The sequence below is a fragment of the Delftia sp. Lp-1 genome (assembly GCF_020523835.1).
Lineage (GTDB): Bacteria > Pseudomonadota > Gammaproteobacteria > Burkholderiales > Burkholderiaceae_C > Comamonas > Comamonas acidovorans.
Genome location: NZ_JAJALJ010000004.1, coordinates 458,466 through 477,283, shown reverse-complemented (window position 1 = coordinate 477,283; position 18,818 = coordinate 458,466). Strand labels below are relative to the sequence as shown.

Here is an 18,818-nt window from a genome sequence, read left to right as displayed (position 1 = left end):
CCATGCATGCCATGGGTTCGCACAACCCGCCAGAACCGCTCCAGAATCACACCATGACCGATACCGCTCCCCCTCCCTTCGTCTTCCACCAGGGCACGGCGCCGCTGCTGATCTCCATGCCGCATGCGGGCACCCATGTGCCGCCCGACATCGCCGCGCGCCTGACCGAGGAAGCCCGCCACGTGCCCGACACCGACTGGCACCTGCCGCGCCTGTACGAGTTCGCCAAGGCCATGGGCGCCTCCATCCTGGTGGCCACGCATTCGCGCTATGTGGTGGACCTGAACCGTCCGCCCGATGGCGCCAGCCTCTACCCGGGCCAGAGCGTCACCGGCCTGTGCCCCGTGGACACCTTCGACGACACGCCGCTGTACGCCGACCCGGCCGATGTGCCCGCGGACGCCGAGATCGCCGCGCGCCGCGAAGCCATCTGGGGCCCGTACCACGCACAGCTGCGCGCCGAGTTGGACCGCCTCAAGGCCGTGCACGGCACCGTGGCGCTGTGGGACGCGCACTCCATCCGCTCGGTGCTGCCGCGCTTCTTCGAAGGCAAGCTGCCCGACCTGAACCTGGGCACCGGCAAGGGCACGAGTTGCGCGCTGGAGCTGGCCGAGCATCTGCTGGCCATTGCGCAGACCGCGCCGGGCCACACCGCCATACTCAACGGCCGCTTCACGGGCGGCTACATCACGCGCCACTACGGCCAGCCCGAGGCCGGCATCCACGCCGTGCAGCTGGAGATGACGCAGTGCAGCTACATGCAGGAAGCGCTGCCCTTCGACTACCTGCCCGAGCGCGCCGAACAGATCCAGCCCACGCTGCAGCGCATGCTGCAGGCGGTGCTGGACTTCGTCACGACACGGCGCGTGTCCTGATCAGCCTTCGTCGTGGCAGTGGCCCGGGCAGGGCCCGCCCATGGCCACGGGCGGCGGGTCGCCCAGCCAGCGGCGCGGCCCGGGGCCGTTCTGTGCGCACAGGTCGCCGGGGTTGTGCAGCACGCAGTGGCGCAGCGACAGGCAACCGCAGCCAATGCACTGGTCCAGGCTCTCGCTGAGCCGCTGCAGCTCGCCTATGCGGTCGTCCAGCCGCTGCTTCCAGACCCGCGACATCTTCTGCCAGTCCCCACCCGTGGGGACATGGCGGCTGGGCAGCTTGGCCAGCTGCTCGGCGATCTCCTCCAGCGTGAAGCCGATGCGCTGAGCGAACACCACGAAGGCGATGCGCCGCAGCGACGAGCGGTGGTAGCGCCGGTGGCCGCTGGCGCTGCGCACGGACTCGATCAGGTTCAGCGACTCGTAAAAGCGCAGCGCCGAGGCCTTGACCCCGCTGCGCTGCGCCACGTCGCCGATGCTGAGCAGCGGATCATCCTCGGTTTTCATGGTGGCTTTCCTTTGTGGCTTGACTTCAAGTTCACTTGAACTCGAAGAATGCGGCCATTCTGAGCGAAAGCGCAGGAACAGGGCAACCGGGTCTGTACCGCCCATGCGAGCGTCCTGGCCGGACTGCGAAATTCTTTGGCTGAGTGCTGCAATGACGCAGCTGCCGTTCATTCATACAGTAATGGGTCTCATTTGTATTGAATGGCATCGGCCGGAGGTTTCCATGTACATCGACAGCAGCAGCTTTCCCCTGGTCCGCATGGGCTACGAGCGCGACAAGGCCGTGCCTGTGGACCGCTTGCTGGAGGACTTCTCGGCCCTGCTGGCCCGCGGCCAGGCCTTTGTCTTCTTCAGCGACGGCGACATGGCCCAGGAGGAGCGCTCACCTGAGGAGCGCAAGCAGGTCGTGCTGTGGATGAAGGCCCGCCGCCCCGAGCTCAAAAGCCTGGTGCGCGCCCTGGTCCACGCCGAGCCCGATGCGCAAAAGCGCGCCGAGGCCGAGGCCTTCGCACAGATGTTCGGCAAGGCCTGGGGCTATCCCATGCTGCTGGTGGCCTCCCCCGAGGAGGCGCAGCAGCGTGCACGGGAGCTGCTCGGGTCCGATTGATGACCGATTGACATGAACTGAGAGAAACACCATGAATGCCGTGGATTCAGCCCTGCTCAAAGTCCTGCCCGAGAGGTGGGACCCCGACCATGTGGACCGTCCCGTGATCGTCCTGCCCATGCGGTCGGGCCCCGGCGACTGGGGGATGAACTTCCATGCCCACCGCAAGAGCCAGCTCATGGTCACCCATGCGGGGCTGATCACGCTGGAGACCGATGCGGGCGTCTGCGTGGTGCCGCCGCGCAGCGCCGCCTGGATTCCGGGCGGCACGCTGCACCGCGTCAGCTGCAGCGGTGCGGCCAGCGGCTACGTGGTCTTTGTCGAGGCAGGGGCCGTGCGCCCCGTGCCCGGACCCTGCCATGCGCTGGCCGTCTCGCCCTTTCTCAGTGCGCTGCTGGACCGCGTGCAGGGCCTGCCGCAGGACTACGAGCCCGACAGCGGCGATGGCCGGCTCATGCAGGTGCTGCTCGACGAGATCCAGGCGGCGCAGCCCGAAGGACTGCACCTGCCCCTGCCGCACGACCGGCGCCTGCGCCGCATGACCAACGCCCTGTGCGAGCAGCCGCAGCTGCAGGCACGGCTGGCCGACTGGGCCCAGCGCATCGGCATGAGCGAGCGCAGCATGACGCGGCTGTTCCTGGCCGAGACCGGGCTTACGGTCAACCAGTGGCGCCGCCAGCTGCATGTGCTCACCGCACTGCAAAAGCTGTCCGAGGGGCTGCGCATACAGACCGTGGCAGATGCCCTGGGCTACGAGAGCGCACCCGCCTTCGTGACCATGTTCCGCAAGGCGGTGGGCACCTCGCCGCGCCGCTTCCTGGCGCTGCGCAGCGCACCCTTGGCGGGCGGCGGCGCAGGCCTCTGAGGCCTGCGGCCCCGTGAACATCACGACAGCCGCAGCCCCAGGCCCAGCAGCACGGCCACCACCATCGCAGCGGCAAAGACATCCCAGCGCCGTATGCGCCGGTAGCGCAGGAGCAGGACCAGCACGATGCCGATCAGCGTGATCAGGCGTGCCTGGAACACCGTGCCCAGCAAGAAGCAGATCACGATCTGCGTCCAGTAGGTCAGCAGGCCGGGCATCGGCGATGGGCCGGGTGCCTGGGCGTCGGGGCTCGGCGCCTGTGCGGGCTGCTGCTGCGGCGTGTCCACGGCCGGCCGTGCGGCCGCAGCTGCCTGGGCGCGTGCGGCCTCGCGCTCCTGCAGCCGCTGTTCGCGCCGCTGCTGGTCGGTCTTCTCGATCACGGGTGCCGCCGGCTCGGCCGGCTGCCACCACGTCTTGCCGCTGGCCAGCGCAGGTGCCTGCCCGCTGGCGGCCAGACGCCGGAACTGTGCGCTTGCGGGCGGCTGCGCACGCGCCGCCGCGCGGTCCTGGTGGCTGGCCTGCAGCAGGGCATCGTTGGCGCGGTCGATGGGGCTGCGCGTGAGCTGGCGGGCCTGGCCCAGCAGCGGGCCGCCCTGCACGGGGTCGACCTGGTACACGAACTGCGCCAGTCCCAGCAATTGCGAGGGCTGGGCTGCCTGCCCCTGCCAGTGCGCCGGCTTGCCGGCGTTGGCCTGCGTGGCGCGGTGCAGGGCGGCGCGCAGGCGCCTGCGCGTCTCGCGCGATACGCCGGGCTTGTCTGCGTTCACCACCAGTCCCGTGACCTCCTGGCGGCGGCCCTTGCGCATCACGCGCTCCTTGTCGGGGTGGGGCGTGAAGCCTTCGTCGCGCAGTATCCAGCGCACGCGGCCCAGCAGCCGGCCCACGTTGTCGCGCGCGGCCTCGCCCGAGGCGGAGAAGGTCAGGTCGTCCGCATAGCGCGTGTACACAAAGCCCAGCTGCCTGGCCAGGCCCAGCAGGCGGCGGTCCAGGCGGCGGCACAGCAGGTTGGTGAGCATGGGGCTGGTGGGCGCGCCCTGGGGCAGCACGCGCTCGCGCGCCTTGCCGCCGACGAAGAGCTTCTCGCCATCCACCTGCCAGGCCTGGGCGCGGTTTTCGCTGCACAGCAGGGCCAGGAGGGTGGCCATGGCCTCGCCATAGCCCAGATGCCGGAATACGCCCTTGATGCGGCCGAAGGCAATGCTGGGAAAGAAGTCCTTCACATCCAGGTTGATGACCACGTCGTGGCCCGCATGCGGCGCGGCATTGCTCACGATGGAGCGGCCGGCCAGGAAGCCGTGGGCGGCATCGTGCGCGGGCACCTTGGCGAGGATGTTGTCCAGCACCCAGTACTGCGCGCGCTTGAGGCGCGGCATGGGCGCGGAGATCAGCCGCTCGCCGCCGGTCTTCTTGGGCAGGGTGAACGAGTGGTAGTGGTGGGTGCGGGCCACCTCGCGGTGAAAGCCCAGGAAACGCAGCTCGGCCACGGTGATGCCCATGGCATCGGCCAGCTGCGCCGCATCGGCAAGTTCCGGCAGGCCATGCCGGGCCAGGCTTTGCGGGTCGGCCTGCCGGCGTTCCCCGGCAGCAGGCGGTGCTTCACCGGCCTGCGGCCCCTGCAGGGCAGCGGAGACGCCGGGGCCCAGATAGCCCACGTGCGTGGCCCGCTTCGCATGCCAGGCCAGCGCCTTGTCGTGGCGCTCCTGGGCCTGGCGGCGTTTGGTTTCCTCGCGCTGGGCCAGCGCCTTTTGCATGCGCTCCTTGCGCATCTGGCGCAGTGCGCGCTCGGGGTTGTGGCGCACGGCGATCTGCTGGCGCAGCTCGGCGAGCTCGCGCTGCAGCTCGCCTTCGCGCTGGATGTGGGCTGCGGCCAGCTGCGGCTGCCCCTCGCCCTTGGGCCAGAAGCCCAGGCGCTGCATCTCGTCGAGGATGACTTCCTGTTTGCTGGAGGCCTTGATGCGCTCGTAGATCTCGGCGCGTGTGGGTTGCGGCTGGCTCATGCGGCCACCCCGGCAAGGCGGGCCCGGCCGCTGTGCGGCGGGCAAAGAAATGGAGCGACGCGCTTCTCGTCGAAGAGCCCGCAGGGCTCACGGGACGGGAGCTGTTCGCTCGACGCCACCCCGCGACGGTATGCGTGTTTCGCTTGTGGCAAGCCACTCAGGAAAACGCATACCGTCGCTGGGGTGGCACAGTGAAAACGGCGCCCGTGGTGCATGAAACGGCAGTTCACAAGGGTGGCGAAACACCACCCGGATTGCAAGAGCCTGCGCGTCGCTCCGCGTGGCAGTGTAGAGCAATTGAAGCGGTTCACGCGATTTCTCCTTGTCCTGCGGCCTTCATCTGCGGGCCGGTCGGCTGGCGGGCGGCATCGAGCTGGGGCTGCGCCACCAGGCGCAGCGCAATCATGTGCTCGCAGGGCCCCTGGCGCAGCCGGTACTGCTGGTAGTGGTTGCAGCTGCAGCGCGCATCGGTCAGGCGCTCGTCGGCATCGAGTTCGAGCTGGGTGTCGAACAGGCGCTTGCCGTCGGCGCGAGGGATCTGGCCGGTGATGCGGCTGAACCCGTCCTTGCGGTCGATGCGCGGCGGGGCAATGGCCTTGCCGCGCACCAGGGCCAGCGCCTTGTCTTGCTCGGGGTTGGCGGGCTGCAATTGCTGCGCCGTCAGCGGCTCGCGCAGCAGCTCGCGCCAGGCGTAGCGCCCGGCGTCCAGGTCGTAGACCGCGCGCCCGGCCTGCATCCAGCGTGTCATGGCCGTGTGCACCTGGGCCGGGGCCAGACCCGTGGCCTGGGCCAGTTCCTGCGCGCCGGCCTGCCAGCACGACTGCAGTTGCCGGCCCACGGCCTCGACCTGGGCGGGCGTGACCTCGGCCTGCGGCGCCATCAGGTGAAAGCGTGCGCTGGCGGCCCAGTCGTTGGCGCTCCAGCCCGACAGGCCCAGCGTGACCGTGACCAGGCCCAGCTCGATCACCCAGAAGCTGGGCATGCCGCTGCCCAGCAGGTGCACGCGCACGCGCGTGGCCTGGGAGATCAGCCGCTCCAGCGTGAGCAGGCGGCGGCGCCCCCACAGGCGGATGGTGCCGCCGCCCGTGCCCATGGCATCGCTGACGACGTGCGAGCGCCGGGTGGCCAGGCGTTCCTCCCAGGGCTCGAACACCACGGTGGGCGGCTGTCCCGGCGCCAGCTCGAAGCGCAGCGCGCGCGGGCCGTGGCGCTCGCGCCGGGCACGCAGACGCGCGCAGATGTTGAACAGGTCCATGGGGTGCAGCTCCAGCACGGTGGCGGGCAGGGCCATGGCGCTGGAGACCTGCACGAAGCCGCGCAGCCAGCTGTCGGGCAGGTCGATCTTTTCCTCGCGCAGCGCGGGGTCGCCGCCCACCTGCACGGCAAAGCCCGCCGGGTCCAGCGTCAGCCGCGTGTCCCGGTAGCTGCGGATCTTCTGGAATTCTTCGTAGAGGCTGGCCGAGTAATCGATGTTGGTCGTGCCGCAGATGCGCTCGCCCGCATGCTCGAAGGCCTCGTGCCGGATGCTGACCGCGCAGTAGCTCGATTCGTCCTGGCTGAAGGCCTCGAACAGCAGCCGGTCCGGGTGCACGGTGATCACGGGGTCCAGCACATACCAGGCATCGCGGTTGGCCACGAACAGCCAGTCGAAGTACTTGCGCTGGGCCTTGTAGAAGGGGGAGAGCACCTGGTTGCGGGTCTCGCGCAGGTCCTTGAGTTCGGCGCTGATTTCCTTGGCGCGCGCCTGGGCGCCGCCGGTGTCGGCCATGAAGGTGGCCAGCATTTGCGCTTCGTGCTCCTGCAGCCATTCGCGGTAGGCCGTCTTGTCGCGGCCGCGCGTGCGCAGATCGCTGACCACCACGCTGTGCAGCGCGGACAGTCCTTCGCGCACCTGCAGGTAGGCCGGGCCGTCGCGCCGGAGCAGGCCGTCGAAGCGCGTGGGTGGGCGCAGCAGGTCGGGCGCGAAGGAGAAGGCCTGCTCGGCCGCCGTGTCGTTGACCTGCGTGCTGCCGTAGTACTGATAGCGAAATTCCATGTCCGATCGACTCCGTGCCTTGTTGCGGCGCTCAGGTTGAAGACGGGGCCTGGCCGCGCCGCTCCGCCGCCAGGGGCTGCATGAAGCTTTGCGCCAGCTGGGGATGGCGCTGCACGATGTCGCGCAGCCCGGCCACATAGTCGGGCTGGTCGGCATGGCTGGCGCTGACCACCTGCCGCGCAAAGATGGCCGCCACCACGGCGGCGGTCTCGGGCGCCTGCACCTGGCTGCGCAGGAAATGCAGCACGCGCGTCTTGCTGGCGCGCGCGCGGTGCACCTGGCTGAGCACGGCCAGGAAGTAGGGCTGCAGCTCCTGCAGGCGCGCCGCGCGCTGCGGTGCGGGCTCGTCGGGCAGGGCGAGCAGCCATTGCGTGACGAACAGCTGCACGCTGGTGGCGGGGTGCTGGGCCAGGCGCGTGAGGAAGAGGCTGGCCTCGGGCGCGCTCATGTGCTGCGCGAGCCGCTGGCGGCCCAGGGCCTGCACCCAGGGCTGGGCGTGATCGACCCAGCCGAGCAGCAGCTGCGGCGACAGGGCGCCGTCCGGCAGCCGCTGGCCGAACATCTCGCGTGCGTACTGCTGCGTGTCGGAAAACAGGGCGTCGGCCAGCGGCAGCAGCTGTTCGGCCTGCTCGGGCAGGGTCCGGTCCATGGGGGTGAGCTGCGCATCGATGCTCTGGCGGCTCAAGGCGCGCACGTCGGCATCGGCATGCCGGGCCAGCGTGGACCACTGGCGCAGCGTGTAGGCCTGCAGGTCCAGCGCCTTCAGGCCCCAGGCGCCGTAGCGCTGTGCGCCCTTGGCCTGCGCCTGCAGGGCGCGCCAGATGCCCGAGGCATCGCGGGCCGGGGCCACGGCGGCCAGCGGGCCGGTGAGCAGCCGCAGCGCCGCGTCGTGGACGCCTTCGGCCTTTTCCGCGCGGAACAGCACTTCGTGCAGGCGTTCGGCGATCTGGGCATTGCAGCGCGTGTTGTACAGGGGAGTGCCGGCCAGGCGCTCGACCAGGGGCGCTGCCGCTGCGCGCAAGGCGGCATGCGGTGATACGGCGAATTCGGCCAGCATGGCGGCCTGCTCGCACAGCAGGTCATCGGCCAGGCTGCCCATGAGCCGGATGCCGCAGGCCATGCGCGCAGGTTCCTCGGATTCCAGCAGCCCGCGCAGCGCCGCCGGGGGCAGGGTCCGCAGGCCCTGCGGATGCGCCAGCAGCCAGGTGGTGGCCATCTCCACCAGCGCCGTCACCGAATGCGCCAGCAGGTGGTGCAGCGGCGGGGCCGGGACGCTGGCGGCCTGCGCAGCCAGCGGGCCGTTGCCATCGAACAGCGCCTGCACGGCATCGCGGATATCGGCCAGCGTGGGGCTTTCGGCGTCCAGCGTGGGCAGCGCCGCCAGCAAGGCCAGGGCCACGGCTGCACCATCGGCATAAAACAGCAGGGCCAGGCCCTGGGTGCGCGAGCTGGCGGCCGGTGACAGCAGCAGGGCGGCCACCAGTTCGGCATCGCGCGCGGCGCCTGCGCGGTCACGCGACAGCCAGGCGCCCAGGTAGCTGGCGGCAGGCCCGTCGCCGCATTGCGCAAGCGCCAGCAGCCAGGGCCGGCGTGCCGCATCGTCGGTCAGCGAGACCATGCGCTGCTGCGCGATCTGAAGGCCCAGCGCAGCCGCCGGTGCATAGGTTTTCTGCAGCAGCGGCGCGGTGGCCGCTGCATCGAGGCCGTCCAGAAAGGCCTTCTGGTCCTGCAGGGCGCGCGTGAGCGACCACAGCAGCAGCGTGGACTGCGAACGGCCCACCAGTTGCAGCAGTTGCCCGGGGTGGGCGTCCCACATGGCCGAAAGCCCTTCGACGCGCTGCGCGGGCAGCTGCTGCAGGTCCAGCGGCTCGTCGGTGTACCAGGTGTGGGCGCGGGCCGAGGCATGCAGTTCCGGCCAGCGTGGCAACAGCAGCCGGGCGGCGAGCAGCCAGCGCGATTCGGGCAGGCGGCCGGAGCGCGAGGCAGGCAGGCCCGCGCAGCAGCGGTCCATGGCCTGGAGCAGGGCTGCGGCATGCGCGGCGCTTTCGCTGTGGTCGGCCGAGGCCATGCGCCGCAGCTGGCGCCAGCCGCGCAGGCGCAGGTACAGCGAGGTGTCGCGGCTGAAGACGGCACCCTCGTCGCGCGGGCCATCGAAGCGCGCATGCAGCACGGCCAGCAGGGCGTGGTCGCGCCGCCACTCGGCACGCTTGTGGATGCGCCGCAGGGCCGGCCACCAGGCGCGCGTGAAAGGGATGCGCTCCATCCAGGCCAGCAGCTGCTGGTGGACGGCGCCGTCGTAGGCGCCCAGCGCATCGGCCGCCAGCAGCGCCTGTGGCCCAAGGGTCTGGAAGAAGGCCTGTTCGGCCTGCGGTCCGTCCTCTTTCGGGCCGATTTCCTGCGGGGGGATCCCGGCCCACTGCGCCTGGTACTCCTGCAGCGCCGCCTGGCGCTCCTGCGGCTCCAGCAGGGCCAGCCAGGCCTGGTGCGCCAGATCGCGCGTGGCCTCGCTGGTGCCGCGTTGCGAGAGCGCCTGCAGGGCCACCGCTGCGCCGCCATCGCCCAGGCGCCCGATGAGGTAGGCCAGGCAGTAGTCGAGCAGATCGTCCCCGGTGCCCAGCAGCGCCACCAGGCGTGGAACCTGGGCATGCAGCAGGCGCTGGGCGGCGCCGCTGCGCGCGGGGTCCGCATACTCGGCCAGCCGCCACACCAGCCGGGCCTGCTGGCCCGAGGGCATCAGCCGCCAGGCGCTGCCGTCCAGGCGTTTGCACAGGGCGGAAATGGCGCCGACCTGCAGGGCCGACTCCGGCAGGCCTGGCGGCACCGTGGCCTGTTCCCGGGCCTGGCCGGGGGAGGGCGCCGGGCCTGCTTCAGCATCCAGCTCCGCAAAGCCCTCATGGGACTGCAGCACATCGCCCGCGCCCAGGCGCTGGCGCAGGTAGGCCAGCGCGCGCTGGCGTGCAGGCTCCAGCGCCTGAGGCAAGGGGGTGAGCGTGCTGTCATCGACCTGCGCGACGACGCCGGCCTTCAATTGCGTGACCTGCAAGGTCACGACATGGCGCGCGGCGGTGGCCGTGGTGTCGCCGCCCGGCATCTCCAGGGCCAGCACCCTCACGGTGCTGATGCGTTCGTTGCGTCCCTGTGGCCGGGACAGTGTGGCGTGAGCAAGCAGATTCATGCGGCAGGCATCCAGTGCTTTTCCATGGAGGGTGTCGGCGTTCGTCGGCGTTTTTTGGCGGTACCTGGCGGTTCCTGGTGATACCTAGCCGCCACCCTGGGTCAGATGGCCTTGCAGTGTAGTGGTGGCGTCCTGCAGGTGCGGCAACGCGCGTGTGTCCGTCTGTGCGCGCCTGTCCAGGTCTTTTCAGGTCGTTCCTGGTCAATTGCCGCTGCGCTTGTCCGATCCGGCCAGCGATATCCCCGGCAAACCGTCCTCAATTTTCGTGGTGTCTTTGCGCGCGGATCTTGACTTCAAGTTCACTTGAACTTGAAGAATGCAACCCATTGTGAGCAACCGCCTGGAAGGCCTCCAGAGCCTGCGGTCCCGCCCCTTTTTCCGGCCCCGCCGCAGCCCCGGCAGCAGGGCCTTACCCATCCCCCTCAAGGAGAGTCGATCCATGCCCGTTCTTCCCCCGCCGCCGTTGCGGCGTGCCCTGTTCGGAGGCGCCCTGGCGGCGCTGGCCCTGCTTGCCGGCTGCCGACCGCAGGCCGTGGGCGATGCCCACGCCAGCGACGGCCCGCCGCCTGCGCCCGAGGTGCTGGTGAGCGAGGTCGTGCCGGCCAGCGTGCGCGTCTGGGACGAGTTCAACGGCCGCATCGATGCCGTGGAGTCGGTCCAACTGCGCCCGCGCGTGTCGGGCTATATCGAGCGCATTGCCTTCAGCGAGGGGCAGGAGGTCAGGAAGGGCCAGTTGCTGTTCGTGATCGACCAGCGGCCCTACCGCGCCGCCCTGGCCAGCGCCGAGGCCGAGCTGGAGCGCACGCGCGCAGGCGCCGCGCTGGCCCGCACCCAAGACCAGCGTGCCCGCCAACTGGTGGCCGAGCATGCCGTCTCGCGCGAGGAAGCCGATACGCGCGCCGGCGCCCTGGCCCAGAGCGCCGCCCAGGTGCGCGCTGCCGAGGCTGCGCTGGCGGCAGCCCGGCTCAACCTGGACTTCACCGAGGTGCGCGCGCCGGTCTCCGGCCGCGCGGGCCGCGCCCTGCTCACCGTGGGCAACCTGGCCCAGGCCGACCAGAGCGTGCTGACCACCGTGGTTTCGCAGGACCCGGTGTATGTCTACTTCGATGCGGACGAGCACAGCTTCCTGCGGCAGCAGCAGGCCGCCAAGGACACCAAGGGGCGGCCCGGTGTGCAGCGGCCCGTGCGTGTGGGGCTGGCTGGCGACGAAGGCTTTCCGCATGCGGGCAGCCTGGACTTCACCGACAACCAGCTCAACGCGGGCACGGGCACGGTGCGCATGCGCGCCCGCCTGCCCAATCCCGACCGCCTGCTGACGCCGGGCCTGTTCGCGCGCGTGCAACTGCAAGACGCGCAGGGCGTGGGCGGCGAGCGGCAGACGCTGCTGATCGACGACAAGGCCGTGCTCACCGACCAGGACCGCAAGTACGTCTATGTGGTGGGCGAGGGCAACAAGGCCGAGCGCCGCGACCTGGAGCTGGGCCGCATGGTCGATGGCCGGCGCGTGGTGGACAAGGGGCTGGCGGCGGGCGATAGGCTGGTGGTCGGCGGCCTGCAGCGCATCTACTACCCCGGCATGCCCATCAGCCCCAAGCCTGCGCCCGGCGATGGGCAGACGGCGGTGGCCAAGGCGCCGGCCGTGGCCGCGCAGTGAACCGGGAAGCACCATGGACTTCTCCAAATTCTTCATAGACCGGCCGATCTTCGCGGTCGTGCTCTCCATCATCCTGTTCGCCGTGGGGCTGGTTGCGATTCCGCAGCTGCCCGTGGGCGAGTATCCCGAGGTCGTGCCGCCCAGCGTGGTGGTGCGCGCCACCTATCCGGGCGCCAATCCCAAGGAGGTCGCCGAGTCGGTGGCCGTGCCGCTGGAGGAGGCCATCAACGGCGTCGAAGGCCTGATGTACATGAAGTCGGTCGCGGCGTCCGACGGCAGCCTGCAGGTGGTCTCCACCTTCCGCCCCGACGTCGACCCCGACACGGCCGCCGTGCGCGTGCAAAACCGCGTCAGCCAGGCCCAGAGCCGTCTGCCCGAGGAAGTGCGCCAGTTCGGCGTGACCACGCAAAAGCAGTCGTCCACGCCGCTGATGTACGTGGGCCTGGTCTCCCAGGACGGCCAGCATGACGCGCTGTACCTGCGCAACTACGTCACGCTCAAGATCAAGGACGTGCTGGCACGCATTCCGGGCATTGGCGATGTGGGCATCTACGGCGCGGGCGACTACGCCATGCGCGTGTGGCTGGACCCGGACAAGGTGGCCGCGCGCCAGCTCACGGCGCCCGAGGTGATTGCCGCCATCCGCGAGCAGAACATCCAGGTCTCGGCCGGGCAATTGGGCGCGCAGCCCAGTCCGCAGAGCGCGGACAAGCTGCTGTCCATCAACGTGCGCGGGCGGCTGAAGACGCCCGAGGAATTCGGCAGCATCGTGCTCAAGGGCGGCGCGGACGGCCAGGTCGTGCGCCTGGCCGACGTGGCGCGCATCGAGCTGGGCGCCAGCGACTACACGCTGCGCTCGTGGAGCGACAAGAAGAACATGGCGGCCGTGGGCATTTTCCTGTCGCCCGGCGCCAATGCGCTGGGCGTGGCCGAGCAGGTCTACGCGGCCATGGACAAGCTCTCCCAGGACCTGCCCGAGGGCGTGGCCTTCGAGACGGTCTGGGACCCCACGGTCTTCGTGCGCGACTCCATCAAGGCGGTGCAGAGCACGCTGATCGAGGCCGTCATTCTTGTGGTGCTGGTGGTCATCGTCTTCCTGCAGACCTGGCGCGCCTCCATCATTCCGCTGCTGGCCGTGCCCGTGTCCATCGTCGGCACCTTCGCGGGGCTGTACCTGCTGGGCTACTCCATCAACACGCTGACCCTGTTCGGCCTGGTGCTGGCCATCGGCATCGTGGTGGACGACGCCATCGTGGTGGTGGAGAACGTGGAGCGCTACATCGAGGAAGGGCACACGCCCCTGGAGGCGGCCCACCTGGCGATGAAGGAGGTCTCGGGCCCCATCATCGCCATCGCCCTGGTGTTGTGCGCGGTCTTCGTGCCCATGGCCTTTCTCAGCGGCGTGACGGGTCAGTTCTACAAGCAGTTCGCCGTGACGATTGCCATCTCCACGGTGATCTCGGCCATCAACTCGCTGACGCTGTCGCCCGCGCTGGCGGCCAAGCTGCTGCAGCCGCGCGGCGCGCCGCGCGATCCGCTGGCGCGCGGGCTGGACCGCAGCCTGGGCTGGCTCTTCCGGCCCTTCAACCGCTTCTTCGACCGCAGCGCCCATGGCTACCAGAACTCGGTGGGGCATTCGCTGCGCCGCCGGGGCCTGGTGTTCGCGGTCTATGCGGCGCTGCTGGCGGGCACGGCCGTGCTGTTCCAGGCCGTGCCGGGCGGCTTCATCCCGCTGCAGGACAAGCTGTACCTGTTCGGCGGCGCCAAGCTGCCCGAGGGGGCTTCGCTGAACCGCACGGATGCGGTCACGCGCCAGATGGTCGATGCCGCCAAAAGCGTGGAAGGCGTGGACATGGTCGCCGCCTTCGCGGGCTTCAACGCGCTGCAGTCCACGACCACGCCCAACCTGACCAGCGCCTACATCATGCTCAAGCCCTTCGGCGAGCGCACGCGCAGCGCCGAGGCCATCAATGCCGAGCTGGGCGCCAAGTTCTCGCAGATCGAGGGCGGCTTCGCCTATGCGCTGATGCCCCCGCCCATCCAGGGCCTGGGCAACGGCTCGGGCTACTCGCTGTTCCTGCAGGACCGCGCGGGCCTGGGCTACGCGGCGCTGCAGCAGGCGCTGCAGGCCTTCCAGGCCGAGATCGCCAAAACACCGGGCATGACCTACCCGGTCAGCAGCTACCAGTCCAACATCCCGCAGCTGGAAGTCAAGGTGGACCGCACCAAGGCCAAGGCCCAGGGCGTGGCGCTGACCGACCTGTTCCAGACGCTGCAGGCCTACCTGGGATCGGTCTACGTCAACGACTTCAACGCCTTCGGCCGCGTCTGGCGCGTGATGCTGCAGGCCGACGCGGACCACCGCCAGACCGTGGAGGACATCGCCAGTCTGCGCACGCGCAATGCACGCGGCGAGATGGTGCCCATAGGCTCCATGGTCACCGTGGTGCCCAGCTTCGGCCCCGACCCGGTGCTGCGCTACAACGGCTTCCCGGCGGCCGATCTGATCGGCGACTCCGACCCGCGCGTGCTGTCCTCGGGCGAGGTGCTGGCCAAGCTCCAGGAGATCGCGCAGCGCACGCTGCCGCGCGGCATCGAGCTGGCCTGGACCGACCTGAGCTACCAGCAGGTGGAGCAGAGCAACGCCGCGGCCGTGGTCTTCGCCATCGCCGTGATGCTGGTCTTCCTGGTGCTGGCCGCGCTCTATGAAAGCTGGACGCTGCCGCTGGCCGTGATCCTCATCGTGCCCGTGTGCATCTGCGCGGCGCTGTTCGGCGTCTGGCTGGCCGGGGGGGACAACAACGTCTTCGTGCAGGTGGGGCTGGTGGTGCTGATGGGGCTGGCCTGCAAGAACGCCATCCTGATCGTGGAATTCGCACGCGAGCTGGAGCTGCGCGGCGTGGGCATCGTCGATGCCGCGCTGCAGGCCTGCCGCCTGCGACTGCGGCCCATCGTCATGACCTCGATCGCCTTCATCGCCGGGGCCGTGCCCCTGCTCATCGGTGGCGGCGCGGGCAGCGAGGTGCGCGCGGCCACGGGCGTGACCGTGTTCTCGGGAATGCTGGGCGTGACCCTGTTCGGCCTGTTCCTCACGCCGGTTTTCTACGTCACGCTGCGCCGGCTTTCGGGCCGCGCGCTGACGGGGCATGCGCCTGCGCATTCCACCGGGCCTGCCCAGCCCGCCTCCCTGGAGTCCCCACATGCCTGAGATACGCAAGTCCCTGAGCCGCCACGCGCTGGCGCTGGCATCCGCCGCCCTGGTGGGCGGCTGCGCGGTCGGCCCCGACTTCAAGGCGCCTGCGGCGCCGCGGGCCGCAGCGCAGTTCGCGCGGGCCGAGCCTGCACCGGCCACCCCGCAGGCCGAGCCCGATGCCGCCTTCTGGCGCCAGTTCCAGGACCCGCAGCTGACGCAGCTGGTGGAGCGCGCGCTGGGCGACAACCAGGACCTGCAGGTGGCGCTGGCGCGGCTGGACGGTGCCCAGGCGCTGCTGCGCGAAAGCCGCTTCGACCAGTTCCCCACGGTCACGATGTCGGGCCGGGCCACGCAGCAAAAGCTCAGCGAGAGCGAGGCCTTCTATGGCCCGCGCAGCCAGCGCAGCTACACCGCCGGATTGGCCGCCAGCTGGGAGATCGACGTGTTCGGCCGCGTGCGGCGCAGCATCGAGGCGCGGCATGCCGACCTGCGCGCCGATGCGGCCGACCTGGCGGCCCTGCAGGTGGCCATTGCGGCCCAGGTGGCGGGCAGCTACGCCGACCTGCGCGGCTGGCAGCAGCGCCTGGCCTTGGCGCAGGCCAACGCGGCCAACCAGCAGGACACGCTGCGCCTGGTGCAGCTGCGCCTGGCGCACGGCAGCGGCACCGAGTTCGACCTGGCGCGCGCCCAGGCTCAGCTGGAGGCCACGCGCTCGCGCATTCCCGCGCTGCAGGCGCAGATCGCCATGGCGCAGCACCGGCTGGCCGTGCTCACGGGCCAGGTGCCCGAGGCGCTGATTGCCGCGCTGGATGTGCCTGCCGCCCTGCCGCAGCTGCCGCCGGCCATCGACCCCGGCACGCCGGCCGGCCTGCTGCGCCGGCGCCCGGACGTGGCCGTGGCCGAGGCACGGCTGCATGCGGCCACGGCACGCATCGGCGTGGCCACGGCCGACCTGTTCCCGCGCCTGTCGCTGGGCGGGCTGCTGGGCAGCACGGCGTTGCACGGCGGCTCGCTGTTCGAGGGCGCCAGCGCCCGCAGCAGCGTGTTCCTGGGCGTGGACTGGTCCTTTCTCGACGTGGGCCGCGTGCGGGCGCGCATCGCGGCCAGCGAGGCCGGCGCCCAGGCCGCGCTGGCCCAGTACCAGCAGACCGTGTTGCTGGCGCTGGAGGACACGGAGAACGCCCTGGTGCGCCTGCAGCGCACGCGCAGCGAAGACGCCCACCTGGCGCAGGCCGCCGAGCAGCGCCAGCGCGCAGAACAGCTGGCGCTGCGCCGCTACCACCTGGGCAGCGTGGGCCTGTACGAAGTGCTGGATGCGCAGCGCGACCTGTATGCGGCCCAGGACGCGGCCGCCGACAGCCGTGCGCGCGGCCTGCGCGCCGCCGTGGCGCTGTACCAGGCTCTGGCCGGTGGCTGGGACGGAAAGCTGCCGCCGGCCTGAGCGTGCGGCGCGCATTGCCACAAGGGACGGCCAGGCGCCGTCCCTTTTTTCTTGTCCGGCGCCCCCGGTGAAAACCACGAGGACCAGGGGCTTGCCTCATTTTTTTCTTATCGGATAATTTTCTCATTGGAAAAAAATGGAGCAATGAATGATGGAAAGCCAGGTTCTGGATTTCGTGGTGATCGGTGGCGGCATGGCCGGTGCCTCGGTGGCCTGGCGGCTGGCCGGGGGTGGCGCCTCGGTAGTGGTGCTGGAACGCGAGCCGCAGCCCGGATACCACGCCACGGGCCGCTCGGCCGCCATGTTCATGGAGAGCTACGGCACCGCGCAGATACGCGCGCTGACACGCGCCAGCCGTGGCTTCTACAGCGCGCCGCCCGAAGGTTTTTGCGAGCACGCGCTGCTGCAGCCGCGCAGCGTGCTCTACATAGGAACGGCCGGCCAGGAACCCCAGCTGGACGAGGCCCTGGCCATGTACCGCCGCGACGGCCTGCGCGCCGAGCGCATCGACGCGCGCCAGGCCTGCGCCCTGGTGCCCTGCCTGCAGGAGAGCCTGCTCGTGGGCGCCGTGCATGACCTGGACGCCATGGACATCGACGTGGCCGAACTGCACCAGGGCTTTCTGCGCGGCATGGCGCGTGCCGGTGCGCGGCTGCGCTGCGGCGCCGAACTGTCCGGCGCCGAGCGTGAGGTGGATGGTGATGGCCAGGGCCTGTGGACCCTGGTGCTGCAGGACGGGTCGCAGGTCCGTGCCCGCGCCGTGGTCAATGCCGCAGGCGCCTGGGCCGATGCCGTGGCCCGGCTGTGCGGCGCGCGGCCGCTGGGCATCGAGCCCCGGCGCCGCTCGGCCTTCACCTTTGCCGCACCCGAGGGCGAGGACATCCACGGCTGGCCTGCCGTGATCGGCGTGGACGAGAGCTTCTACTTCAAGCCCGATGCGGGCCAGCTGCTGGGCTCGCCCGCCAATGCCGATCCCGTGCCGCCGCATGATGTGGTGGCCGAGGAGCTGGACGTGGCCATGGGCATTGACCGCATCGAGACACTGACCCGCCTGCGCATACGCCGGCCGCGCCATGTCTGGGCCGGGCTGCGCAGCTTTGCGCCCGACAACGACTTCGTGATCGGCTGGGATGCGCAGCGCGAGGGATTTTTCTGGCTGGCCGGGCAGGGCGGCTACGGCATACAGACGGCGGCCGGCGCCTCGGCCGCCGCGGCCGCGCTGCTGATGCGCGAGCCGCTGCCCGCCGAGCTGCTGGCGCAGGGCGTCGATGCCCTGCGGCTGAGTCCGGCGCGCTTCGCGGCCTGACCCGTCATCCCTTTTTCACCTTTTCAGCCCCCGCAACACACAACAATCCAAGGAGACAGGCATGGGTGCATTCAAGGAAGTGAGCAGGATTGCCGGCGCCTTCGTCGGCGTCATCGTCGGGGCGGGCTTCGCCTCGGGGCAGGAGATATTGCAGTTCTTCGCGGGCTTTGGCGCCATCGGCCTGGCGGGCTGCCTGGTGGCGGCCCTGGCCTTCGTCTTCCTGTCCATGGCGTTCTCCACCATGGGCCAGCGCCTGCAGGCCGGCTCGCACAAGGAGGTGGTGCAGGCCCTTCTGGGCCGGCATGTGGGCATGGTGTTCGATGTGCTGATCACCTTCTTCCTGTTTGCCATCACGGTGGTCATGCTGGCGGGCGCAGGCTCGCTGCTGCACCAGTGGCTGGGCCTGCCCGAGGTCTGGGGCAGCGTGCTGGCCACCGTCGCCACGGTGCTCATCGTCTGCCTGGACGTGGGCCGGGTGATCGCCTTCATCGGCGCCGTCACGCCGCTGCTGGTGTTCATGACCGTGGTGGTCGCCGGCTACGTGCTGCTGACTCCCCACGGCGACATGGCCGCGCTGGAAGCCGCCGCCGCCTCCCAGCCCCGGGGCGCCGGCCACTGGCTGGTGGCGGCGCTGCTCTATGTCTCCTACAACGTGGTGGCAGGCATGCCCTTCCTGGTGATCATGGGCGGGCAGGCCAGCTCGCGCCGCGTGGCGCTGTGGGGCGGCGTGGCGGGCGGGCTGCTGCTGGGCCTGCTGATGCTGATGATCGCGGCCGCGATGTACTGGCGCATGGACACGCTGGGCGGCCTGTCCATGCCCATGCTGTCGCTGGCCACGCAGATCTCGCCCTGGCTGGGGCACCTGATGTCGCTGGTCATCTTCGGCATGATCCTCAACACGGCCGTGGGCATGCTCTATGCCTTCGTGGCCCGCATCCTGCCGGCCGGCACGCCGCGTTTTCGCTGGGGCACGGGCGTGGCGGGCGTGCTGGCCCTGGGCGGCAGCTTCGCGGGCTTCATCACGCTGGTGGGCATGGTCTACCCGGTCTATGGCTACATCGGCTTCGCCCTCATGGCCTGCGCGCTGGTGGGCTGGCTGCGCATGGGCCGCAGGCAGGCGCCCGGGGCCGGCCTGCGCGGCGCCTGACGGCCGGGCCTGACCCTAG

12 protein-coding genes are annotated in these 18,818 nt (G+C 70.4%); 8 read left to right on the top strand and 4 right to left on the bottom strand.

The features are described 5' to 3' along the window. Positions 1-11 precede the first annotated feature (11 nt). On the top strand, positions 12-875 hold the full coding sequence (hutG, locus tag LGR64_RS27400; RefSeq protein ID WP_065345020.1) for an N-formylglutamate deformylase: 864 nt from the start codon (positions 12-14) through the stop codon (positions 873-875). On the opposite strand, the gene soxR is transcribed toward hutG, so the two are convergent. Next, positions 876-1,379, bottom strand: coding sequence for a redox-sensitive transcriptional activator SoxR (gene soxR / locus LGR64_RS27395; RefSeq protein WP_012202096.1), 504 nt, complete (start codon positions 1,377-1,379; stop codon positions 876-878). 223 nt (positions 1,380-1,602) lie between these two features. Between soxR and LGR64_RS27390 the strand changes: the two genes are divergently transcribed. Continuing rightward, complete coding sequence (locus LGR64_RS27390) at positions 1,603-1,986, top strand: hypothetical protein (protein WP_034397631.1); 384 nt, start codon at positions 1,603-1,605, stop codon at positions 1,984-1,986. Positions 1,987-2,017: 31 nt separating this feature from the next. After that, a complete protein-coding gene (locus LGR64_RS27385) occupies positions 2,018-2,851 on the top strand; it encodes a helix-turn-helix domain-containing protein (RefSeq protein WP_013800053.1) in 834 nt (277 codons plus the stop codon). Between the two features lie 20 nt (positions 2,852-2,871). Here the strand turns inward: LGR64_RS27385 and LGR64_RS27380 are convergent, their stop codons facing one another. From LGR64_RS27380 to LGR64_RS27370, 3 genes are all read right to left on the bottom strand, one after another. Next, entirely contained in the window at positions 2,872-4,848 is a 1,977-nt protein-coding gene (locus tag LGR64_RS27380) for a reverse transcriptase family protein (protein WP_230357399.1), read from the bottom strand. 307 nt (positions 4,849-5,155) lie between these two features. After that, entirely contained in the window at positions 5,156-6,883 is a 1,728-nt protein-coding gene (locus LGR64_RS27375; RefSeq protein WP_043823302.1) for an SWIM zinc finger family protein, read from the bottom strand. Positions 6,884-6,914: 31 nt separating this feature from the next. After that, entirely contained in the window at positions 6,915-10,058 is a 3,144-nt protein-coding gene (locus LGR64_RS27370) for a hypothetical protein (RefSeq protein WP_230357397.1), read from the bottom strand. Between the two features lie 439 nt (positions 10,059-10,497). On the opposite strand from LGR64_RS27370, the gene LGR64_RS27365 reads away from it, so the two are divergent. The 5 genes from LGR64_RS27365 to LGR64_RS27345 all read left to right on the top strand — a co-directional run bounded on the left by LGR64_RS27365 (position 10,498) and on the right by LGR64_RS27345 (position 18,799). Then, positions 10,498-11,712 (top strand): efflux RND transporter periplasmic adaptor subunit, encoded by a 1,215-nt coding sequence (locus LGR64_RS27365; RefSeq protein ID WP_230357395.1) that lies wholly within the window; start codon positions 10,498-10,500, stop codon positions 11,710-11,712. A gap of 13 nt (positions 11,713-11,725) precedes the next feature. Beyond that, positions 11,726-14,920, top strand: a complete 3,195-nt coding sequence (locus LGR64_RS27360; RefSeq protein ID WP_034397640.1) for an efflux RND transporter permease subunit — start codon at positions 11,726-11,728, stop codon at positions 14,918-14,920. After that, the gene (locus LGR64_RS27355) at positions 14,913-16,346 is read left to right on the top strand and encodes an efflux transporter outer membrane subunit (RefSeq protein ID WP_230357393.1); all 1,434 of its coding nucleotides are present in this window, start codon (positions 14,913-14,915) and stop codon (positions 16,344-16,346) included. Before LGR64_RS27360 ends, LGR64_RS27355 begins: the two co-directional genes overlap by 8 nt. Positions 16,347-16,497: 151 nt before the next feature. Continuing rightward, complete coding sequence (locus LGR64_RS27350) at positions 16,498-17,652, top strand: NAD(P)/FAD-dependent oxidoreductase (RefSeq protein ID WP_328511987.1); 1,155 nt, start codon at positions 16,498-16,500, stop codon at positions 17,650-17,652. Positions 17,653-17,713: 61 nt separating this feature from the next. After that, the gene (locus LGR64_RS27345) at positions 17,714-18,799 is read left to right on the top strand and encodes a YkvI family membrane protein (protein ID WP_012202106.1); all 1,086 of its coding nucleotides are present in this window, start codon (positions 17,714-17,716) and stop codon (positions 18,797-18,799) included. Positions 18,800-18,818 lie beyond the last annotated feature (19 nt).